The 8,622-nt window shown below is 52.4% G+C and carries 8 protein-coding genes and 4 tRNA genes; all 12 read left to right on the top strand.

Annotated features, from left to right (window positions below; all coding sequences use genetic code 11):
- The first annotated feature begins 340 nt into the window (after positions 1 to 340).
- Positions 341 to 1,534 (top strand): hypothetical protein, encoded by a 1,194-nt coding sequence (locus tag RG807_RS17555; protein WP_309046034.1) that lies wholly within the window; start codon positions 341 to 343, stop codon positions 1,532 to 1,534.
- 9 nt (positions 1,535 to 1,543) lie between these two features.
- On the top strand, positions 1,544 to 2,614 hold the full coding sequence (locus tag RG807_RS17550) for a hypothetical protein (protein WP_309046033.1): 1,071 nt from the start codon (positions 1,544 to 1,546) through the stop codon (positions 2,612 to 2,614).
- A gap of 83 nt (positions 2,615 to 2,697) precedes the next feature.
- Positions 2,698 to 3,174, top strand: a complete 477-nt coding sequence (locus tag RG807_RS17545) for a hypothetical protein (RefSeq protein ID WP_435404689.1) — start codon at positions 2,698 to 2,700, stop codon at positions 3,172 to 3,174.
- A 16-nt stretch (positions 3,175 to 3,190) separates the two neighbouring features.
- Positions 3,191 to 5,590: a DUF6160 family protein gene (locus tag RG807_RS17540; RefSeq protein ID WP_309046031.1), complete on the top strand. Its 2,400-nt coding sequence runs from the start codon at positions 3,191 to 3,193 to the stop codon at positions 5,588 to 5,590.
- Positions 5,591 to 5,696: 106 nt separating this feature from the next.
- Positions 5,697 to 6,668, top strand: a complete 972-nt coding sequence (locus RG807_RS17535) for a biotin--[acetyl-CoA-carboxylase] ligase (protein WP_309046030.1) — start codon at positions 5,697 to 5,699, stop codon at positions 6,666 to 6,668.
- Entirely contained in the window at positions 6,665 to 7,399 is a 735-nt protein-coding gene (locus RG807_RS17530) for a type III pantothenate kinase (RefSeq protein ID WP_309046029.1), read from the top strand. Before RG807_RS17535 ends, RG807_RS17530 begins: the two co-directional genes overlap by 4 nt.
- The gene (locus RG807_RS17525) at positions 7,396 to 8,058 is read left to right on the top strand and encodes a hypothetical protein (RefSeq protein WP_309046028.1); all 663 of its coding nucleotides are present in this window, start codon (positions 7,396 to 7,398) and stop codon (positions 8,056 to 8,058) included. The genes RG807_RS17530 and RG807_RS17525 overlap by 4 nt, the downstream gene beginning before the upstream one ends.
- A gap of 31 nt (positions 8,059 to 8,089) precedes the next feature.
- Positions 8,090 to 8,165: transfer RNA gene (locus RG807_RS17520), tRNA-Thr, on the top strand.
- 39 nt (positions 8,166 to 8,204) lie between these two features.
- Positions 8,205 to 8,288, top strand: a tRNA-Tyr gene (locus RG807_RS17515).
- An 11-nt stretch (positions 8,289 to 8,299) separates the two neighbouring features.
- Positions 8,300 to 8,374, top strand: a tRNA-Gly gene (locus RG807_RS17510).
- A 14-nt stretch (positions 8,375 to 8,388) separates the two neighbouring features.
- Positions 8,389 to 8,464: transfer RNA gene (locus tag RG807_RS17505), tRNA-Thr, on the top strand.
- A 51-nt stretch (positions 8,465 to 8,515) separates the two neighbouring features.
- Positions 8,516 to 8,622 (top strand): GTP-binding protein (locus RG807_RS17500; RefSeq protein ID WP_309046022.1); only part of this gene is annotated, 107 nt, incomplete at its 3' end.

Raw genomic sequence — 8,622 nt, 5'->3', positions numbered from 1 at the left:
CTCAGAAGTGAAACAGGCCTGCGCCGATGGTAGTGTGGCATTTGCCCATGTGAGAGTAGGTCATCGTCAGACTCTTAATACCAAACCCCAGCTTCGCAAGAAGCTGGGGTTTTTTTATGCTTGAAATATGGCTATTTCGATTCCTGATTTATGACAATTTTGAATGCTGATTTATGACAAGCCGCACAGTTAGATGTCGTGCATGCTGCTAGGCTCAGTGAGAAGAACTTATAAAAAAATGTAATCCAGTGGCGCTCTTACCAGCAGCGCCGGCGCACCTCGCGCACTCCTCACCATGTGATGAGCCGCCAAAATAACAAAGCGGTCGCAATGGGATGTAATGACGATCAGATTAGTTGCGGTAATTCTCTTGCCAGTGCTGCCTGTTGTTGTAAATGCGGAGCTAAGTCCAATTACTGACCATGCAATGTCAGAGGTTACCGGGCAGGCATTCGTATCAGTTGATCGCCAGTATCATCCAGATGCAAACGACTCTACAGCTTATACGCGCGTAAACCTCGGGATGGACATAGAGGTTCAAACCAACGTTGATGCTATCGAAATGGGGCGATACGAGCGTGCTGGAGAAAAGCCAGGTACGTCCGATGTTTACATCGAAGACTTCGCGTTGGGCTACATCAATAATCAAGCCTACTACAGTGCCAACCCTTCTATGCCAAGGCAGGGTAAGCCTGATGGCGGTGCCTATGCACAGGGCGAGATCGTACCTTTCTCCATCAGTAATCCATTTTTCGAGTTTGCCCAGGATGAAATCACCAACGAAATTGTCGGCTTTCGGCTGGGTTTTGGCGACGCGATGGGCGTGCTCTCTGGCTCGATCAAAAACCTGACGGGTAACGTGAACATAGAGATTCTTGACAGGGGGGAAGGTCTCAAAAATGCAGAGTCTGATGGCAGTTTTGGTGACTCCCTTATAGTCGCATTGGCCCCGTACCTGACAAGCGGCGACCCCCTCTACGCGAAAGCGCAGTTGGTGCACGGAGAGGGTCCGAATATAGGTGAGGCAGATCCGATACGTGCGGAGTACGCAGGTATTCTAAATGGCGAAAAGATCGTCATTAAAGATGTCGCCGGTATTACGCGGGGACTTCTAAGGATCGTAGGCGGAACCGCGAGCTCTACCATTAATCTTGTTAACCCCAACTGTGGGTTTTTCTGCGGGAAAGGTGATGTTGAGGTGATGGTCAAAGACTGCAAGGCTCTTGGCATAGGCGTTTGCTTCCGGCTTGACTCGTATAACAGCTTTCCTATTGGTGAGGTTAGTCAAGTGGGTGGGGAGCCTCACCTGACTGGTCCGGTCGATGGTGTGTTCATGTCCTTTCAGACAAAAGATCTGGAGTGGCTCAAGGATGTAAAAAGGCAGAACCTTTCCCCTGCGGATTTTATACGCGCTACCCAGGGTGCATTCTTCAATATTCCAAACGGTGCAACAGTCGTGAATCTCGAGCAGGCGCTGCACGGCATCCCGCGCTTGCGTACTGAATATATCGACCGCGGTCTGGGGTTGTTCTAGGTGACTATGATGGCGTCTGTAAGCAGATATTCAGGACAGTTTGCCAAGCAGGCTTTAGGCGCTTTGTTTGGGTTGTGTTTCGCTGGTGCCGGGTTTGCGGAACTTGAGGGGCTTTCCGAGAACGAAATGTCGGAAATCGATGGGGCAGGGATCGGGGTGGTTCTCGAAAACTTCAAATTCTCCCACGGTACAGATCAGCCGGACGCCAATGGCGATCGGGCGCGCGTCTTTCGCATTGCAGGCATTAAAAGCACCGATGGCCGGGATGTGGATATCACCGTAAATCGGTTCTATGTTTCTGGTGCCAATAGTAATTATGGAGAGAACCTGACCCCGGTTAATATCGGGCGTTTGATAAACCCCTGGCGCATAGATGTGCTGGACGGCAATAACATAGGCATTGCGGAGAAAGCAGTGCTCGAGATTGCGGCGCCTGCGATGGTAGCGGCTGCTGAAGGGTTTGACTGCCTGAGCTCAAGTGCTGTGGCAGGGACTGGCACCTGTTCAAGCCGTCCAGCTACAGCCGACTTTGTTGGAGAGCGGCCAGATATTGGTATGCAAGTGAATGTGGGCATAGGAGCAGACCGCACTGGTAACGTGAATATTCATGCGAAAAGCTCCGTCGTAGACGGGAGTTACCTGCGCCTTTGGGGAGATGAAGCTCGCAAGCAGATGGTTGCTCAGTTCAAGTTGAACTTCTATTCACCTGAGTTGGCTATTGATGTCTGTGCCCAGGATGGCACCGCCTGCGGTTCCAGAATCTATATGTCTGATGTTGTCATGGAGTTGGCCTTGGGCAACCAATTGCAGCCCCTGTTCCTTGATGTAGACGGTGGCGGTAACTTTGTCATTGATATTGCTTCCATCCGTAAGCCATTGGCTGGCGAAATAGGTGCTAACGGACTTCGCGCGAGCAGTAATCCAGAGGCCTGGGATTTTTATAACGCTTACTACACCGATCCTGAATACCGTAGCAATCTCAGCATTGGTAACTTTAGTGTAGGCAATAGAGACTTCGGTTCTGCCCGGATACAAGGCGTTCTGATTCAGCACCTGAACATAAGAACCAAGGACTTATAACGATGAGCATAGCAGATAGCGCAATGGTTAAGGTTCTGGCCGGATTGTGTCTGTTTTCATTGATTTGGCCTGCAGCAGCAGAAATGACTCAGATCAGCGATGACGCGCTGTCAGATGTCTCTGGTCAAGGCGGTATCTACCTGTCCGGAGATATCAGTATCAACGAGTTGGGTGGCCCAGTTGAGAACAGCTATTTTGGGCGCTGTGATGATGTGACCAAAAAGTGTGGTGCTCGTTTGGCTTACCGCTTAAAGGAAGCGGGCGGGTGGATGGTTCTTGATGAACTGCGAGGCAGCTTCGCATTTGAGGGGCTGACTTTGGGCATGCGAACTATCGATACCGGCTTTGGAGGGGATGGCGCACTTTTCAATGGGGATGTATTGGAGCTCGGCTTGCCGAATATCGTACGTTTCGATGATGTGCGCTTCAAGGTCGCTGCCAGTACCACCCCGCGCCCGACCGACATTGGGTTTCAGCAAACTGATATCTTTACGGTAGAGATGCAGGGCGACGTAATCATGGAAGGCAACTTGCTCGTTTTTCCAGCGGGTAACCCCTAATAGGTGAGGTGCAAACATGAAGATCGATAAAGGTCGCAGCTACACTCTCGCCATTCATTCCGGGATTCTTATTTTGGGTGCGGTCTCTGCAGCTTCCGCTGACATGAGGAGCCTTGATGATCAGGAGTTGGCATCTGTCAGTGGGCAGAGCGGTATTACCCTTGAAATGGAGCTTGGAGTCACGGCAGACAAGGTTTCGTATTACGATGATGGCAAAGGTATTCATCTTGAAGGGTTTCGCGTAGGTTCCGCTTCTGATCCCTCTGGCCAGGCGCGCCATGTAGTAAAGGTAGATATTGGCTCTGATGCATCCCTGAATCTCGACTACCTGGTGGAAGATCGCCGAATTGAGTTTAGCGATATTCGGCTTGCTGGAGCACCGGGTCTCAGCATGGGTGGTGTTTTTCTGGACCATTCCTTGCAGGGCTATCTGAATATGAAATCGGGCGGTGCCGTGGGCGGTTCAGGCTATACATTTGATACCGCCTACACCATGACCGGGGGGCGCTTGGGCTACCGGACCAATGGCAATGAAGTGTTTCTCGACGGCATTACCATGGATGTTGAAGCCTTGGGTATAACGCTGGATGTCGTGGGCGACACGCTCAAGCTGGATGCTCCCAGGGTGGTAGGCTCCTGGCAGGTTGAGGCTATCCGATATAGTGGCAACCCATTGAACCACGGTGTTAGCAATGATGTCGGCTCCGGCGCTCTGTTGCCTTCCTATGGTGGGTTGAGTGGCCAGTATAATCTCTCTTCCAGTACCGATATCCGGGCGGGAGGTCGTGAGGGTGAAGGGCTGCGGTTTGATAATCAGACAACCATCCACAGTGCCTCTTTCCTGTATCACGATGATGGTAATGTTCTGGCGCTCAGGAACATAACAGGCAATATGAACGTGCAGGATTTGCGGCTGGACGTAGCGCCAGATTGGCAGAATAGGCCTGCGCTGGCGTTGACCCTTGGCTCATTTACCGGTGAGTTCGGTATTGGTGCCATTGAGATGGGTAGCGGTTTTAAAAGTATCGGTGAGGTGAATGTAAGCTTCCTGTTTGAGGAGCACGCATACAATGGCCGCACCTACACCAATGCAGTGTATTTGCAAGGCGGTGGGCATGCGGATGCAGGGCCGCAAGGATTGCGGCTCGCCGCCGAGTGGAGCTTGCGTCGGGCAGACATAGCCTACACGGAAGATGGTAATAGAGTGATTTTCAGCGGCCTTCAGTCATGGGGGCGTGGTGATATTACCGTGAATGTCACCCGGGAAGAAGTTCGGGGCAGTACCCAGTTTTTTGACGGGCTTCGAGTCGGTTTCGAAGGCGTTAAAGCAGGGTATCGGATAAATGGCCTGAAAGTTGGAAGTGACGATGCGCAGCTGCAAGGTGGCACCGAACTGTTGCTCGCTCTTGGTTTTTATCCCGCCTACGAGTTTGAGCTTGATGGTCAGATAACCTTGGGTGCTGGTGGGGTCAGTGGTGAAGGAATTGCGGTCAACTCCGATGTGCGTATCCGGAATGGCAAGGCTGCGATCATTGCCGATGCTTATGATAAGGGGGCGGGCGAAGTTAGCCAGAAGGGCCTCTGGATCAGCGAGCTTGAGTACGACGCTCATGTGCGGGATATGACTATTGATGCAACGGATGAAGGCTTGGTCATGGTCACAGGGGAGTCCTGGGGCACTATGGATGTTGGTAACCTGCGGGTAGGTGATAAGTCGACAGGCAGCAGCTTTGGTCGGTTTGTTCTTCAAAACTATGAAGTTGGAAGTAGCATGACTATTGTGCCGGGTGGTGCTGGTGATGTGTGCGCCGGTGGTGCCGGTGGTACGCAAATCGTCTGCGAGGCTTCAGGTGGTATCTGGGAGACAAGGGGCGAAGAAGGCATCACGGTTCGACTGAAAAATGTGCTTGCCAGAGCTTCAGGTGATAAAAAGAACGCCTTCACATGGGAGACCAATCGGCAACTGGATGGCAATGGTAACCCAGTAAACGGCACGGGCACCCGTGTTCTTCTGAATGATATCTATACCAGCGACGGCGGTGACTTTGACGGTGACGGTATAGATGACAACACATTCGGAGTTCGCACCGATCTTGCTGTGGACGTATATCAGACCAAGGTGATCAAGAAGCAGAATGGGCCGGATTCCCTGGGTGTTCTGGGTGTAAAAGGCGATGAAAAAATTATGGATCCTAACGCGGTCCACGGATATCGCTACGTAGGCAGCCCAACCCAAGGTGATCTGAATAATCGCCCCCTCGGGTTTGCGGTGAAGGCTCAGAGTCAGTTTAAAGAGTTATCTATCAATAATATTGACCTTGTGCATCCGACCGGTGGTGCTCAAACAGCCGTATACGGCGTCATGATGCAGAACTTCGACATAAGAGCGAACCTCACAGCGACGCCCATTCCCTGATCGTAGTGGCGGTCGAGCGACTACTGCTCGGCCGCCAGTTTTGCTTTTTTGCTCCCTCCTGGTGTTTAATCCGCCGATACCAAACATTCCGGCCGGATAATATCTGATGAAACTCAAAGCCCTTGTTGCCCTTCTCAGTGATGGACAGGTTCACTCTGGTGAATCCCTAGCCCAGCAGTTGGGTGTGAGCCGTACGGCGATCTGGAAGCAGGTGCGGCGTCTAATGGACCGGGGCTTTGAGGTGGCGAGCATTCGTGGTCGCGGTTACCAGCTGATGTCTCGGGCTGATCTTCTGGATTCTGCTCTGATCATCAAACAGCTTGATGCTGGATTGGCAGCGCGGGTTGATTTGAGAGTGCGGGATGAAGTGGATTCAACAAACGCTGAGGTCCTTAGGCAAGTTGCTGAGGGTTGTGACGGCAAGCTCCCGATATCCATTGCAGACTCCCAGACAGCTGGTCGTGGGCGTAGAGGGCGAAGTTGGCAAAGTCCGCGTGGAGAAAATCTGTACCTGAGCATGGGGTTGGTCTTTCATGGCGGTTTTTCGGTGCTGGACGGACTTAGCCTCGTGTTTGGGGTAGCGGTTGCGGAGGCGCTCGAGACCTTGGGTGTTCCGGATGTTGGGTTGAAATGGCCCAATGATATATTTCTTCCAGCAGGCAAGCTGGGAGGCATCCTTGTGGAATTGCAGGGTGAATTGCAAGAAGGTGTTGTGCGGGTGGTTGTGGGTATCGGAATTAACGTGCACATGCATAAAGCTGAAGGTGTTGATCAGCCATGGAGCAGTCTTGCAAGTGCCTGTCCGGATACCGAGTGGTCCAGAAATCAGGTCGCCGCGGCGGTCATTGGTGCAGTGGCTGATGCTGCTGACACGTTTTCAAGTAAGGGGTTCGGGGTATTCCGCGAGCCTTGGCAGAACCGCGATATATACTGCAATCGCCTTATCCAGGCAAAGGACGGGGAGTTGAAGGGGGTCGGTAACGGCATTGACGGTAGTGGGAACTATTTGCTTGGCACGCCGGAGGGAGGGATTGTTCCAATTCGTGCTGGGGAAATCAGCTTGCGGGTGGTTTTGTGAGACTGTTGATTGATGCCGGGAATTCCAGGCTAAAGTGGCGTCTTGATGAGTCGGGGCGGGCTGTTGATCAAGGTGTGGGTGTTATTGCGGATGCCGATCCTTTACACGGGTTGACTGTGATTGAGGGGTGTGTTTCCAGGGTGGCGGTCTCTACTGTTGCCTCGGAGACAAAGAGGGCGAGCCTTTTGGCGCATCTGTCCAGTCGATTTGACGCGCCGATCAGGTTCTACTGGGCGGAGGCTGCGAGGGGGGGGCTTAGAAGTTCGTATAAAGATTGCAGCCAAATGGGCGCAGATCGATGGCACGCCATGTACGGAGCCTGGCAGCGGCACAGGCAGGCTTTCTTGGTGGTTGACGCTGGCAGCGCGATAACCGTTGATTATGTCGACTCTCACGGGCGTCACCTTGGGGGGTTTATTTTGCCAGGCCTGAATATGATGCGTCGCAGTTTGCAGGTGGATGCCGCTCGCATAGATTTTGATCCAAGTCAGATCTTGAATGTTAGCCCGGGGGTAAGTACCAGCGAGTGCGTTAATCATGGTATCGCGTGGTTGTTCGAGGCGCTGGTTGAGCGAATTAAGCGCGATTCTATAGCCTTCAGGATCAGCGATATTGTGGTTACGGGGGGCGATGCAGACAGGCTTCTGGAGCTTGGATTGGTTGCAGAAATCTGCCCATCTTTGGTCATGGACGGGCTTGGTCTGATCGACGCAGAGGCCCATGAAGTATGAAATGGCTTGCGCTTGTGCTGGTTGTCATAAATCTTTGTGTGTGGCAACTGAGCGATTACACCGCAGTGGATGTTAAGCTTGGCTCCACTGCGGGCGGAAGTCTGCCGCGAGTAGCAAGTCTCAAAGTGCAGGATGGTGGTGCCGGCTCAACGGCGCCTGTGTCCAGTGCGCGGGAGTGTGTCAGGCTGGGCTGGATTGCAAGTTTGCAAGTTGCAGAGGCTCTTAAGTCACACTCAGCGCTTGCAAGAGCTGAAAGTGTGCTCTTGGAGGAGGTTGAGCGGCCTTTGCCCTCGTTGCACTGGGTTATTATTCCCCCTCAGCCCCCTTCAGCAGCGTTGGAGCAGTTCCGGGAAATGCAAAGGCGAGGCGTAGATTCCTATCTGGTAACCGAGGGTGCAAATAGAAACGCGATTTCTCTCGGCTTATTTGAGTCTCGTAGAGCAGCAATATCCGTGCTGGAAGAAAAAAAGAGCAAGAATTTTAACGTGGTACTAGTCAACTTCGATCGAAATCAGATAAGCTACGCGCTCGCTTTTGAGAGTGAGCCAAATCTTGCAGAAGAGATGGTTCAGGCGCTGGAGGCGGGTTATGGAGCGGAATTTGACTTTGTTGAGTCTAACCGCTGCGAGAGTGTTGCAACTCCCGAAAATAATCCGTAGTATACCGCCCTCGCTGAACAAGCGAATGTGAGCTGGCGTAGCTCAGTTGGTAGAGCAGCTGACTTGTAATCAGCAGGTCGGGGGTTCGATTCCGTCCGCCAGCTCCACTTTTTGTTGTGACAGGTGCGTGATATTGCGCCTGACTCGGAGGGGTTCCCGAGTGGCCAAAGGGATCAGACTGTAAATCTGACGCGAAAGCTTCGCTGGTTCGAATCCAGCCCCCTCCACCACTTAATTGCTCGCGGGCATCGTATAGTGGCTATTACCTCAGCCTTCCAAGCTGATGACGCGGGTTCGATTCCCGCTGCCCGCTCCAATTTGATTTGCAATGCTCATGTAGCTCAGTCGGTAGAGCACATCCTTGGTAAGGATGAGGTCACCGGTTCAACTCCGGTCATGAGCTCCACTATTTATCCGGTCAACGTTGCTATCCAGGTTGATTAGGGGGATTGGTCGAATGTCTAAGTCTAAGTTTGAAAGAATTAAGCCACACCTTAACGTGGGCACTATTGGTCACGTTGACCATGGTAAGACGACTCTGACCGCTGCTCTGACTCGTGTGTG

This window comes from Marinobacter sediminicola (assembly GCF_031157525.1).
GTDB classification, from domain to species: Bacteria; Pseudomonadota; Gammaproteobacteria; order Pseudomonadales; family Oleiphilaceae; genus Marinobacter; species Marinobacter sediminicola.
This window is presented reverse-complemented; position numbering and strand designations above follow the sequence as displayed.

Coding starts and splice junctions, on each gene's coding strand:
- RG807_RS17555 (WP_309046034.1), top strand. CDS start 341: ATGACGATCAGATTAGTTGCGGTAATTCTCTTGCCAGTGCTGCCTGTT.
- RG807_RS17550 (WP_309046033.1), top strand. CDS start 1,544: ATGGCGTCTGTAAGCAGATATTCAGGACAGTTTGCCAAGCAGGCTTTA.
- RG807_RS17545 (WP_435404689.1), top strand. CDS start 2,698: ATGACTCAGATCAGCGATGACGCGCTGTCAGATGTCTCTGGTCAAGGC.
- RG807_RS17540 (WP_309046031.1), top strand. CDS start 3,191: ATGAAGATCGATAAAGGTCGCAGCTACACTCTCGCCATTCATTCCGGG.
- RG807_RS17535 (WP_309046030.1), top strand. CDS start 5,697: ATGAAACTCAAAGCCCTTGTTGCCCTTCTCAGTGATGGACAGGTTCAC.
- RG807_RS17525 (WP_309046028.1), top strand. CDS start 7,396: ATGAAATGGCTTGCGCTTGTGCTGGTTGTCATAAATCTTTGTGTGTGG.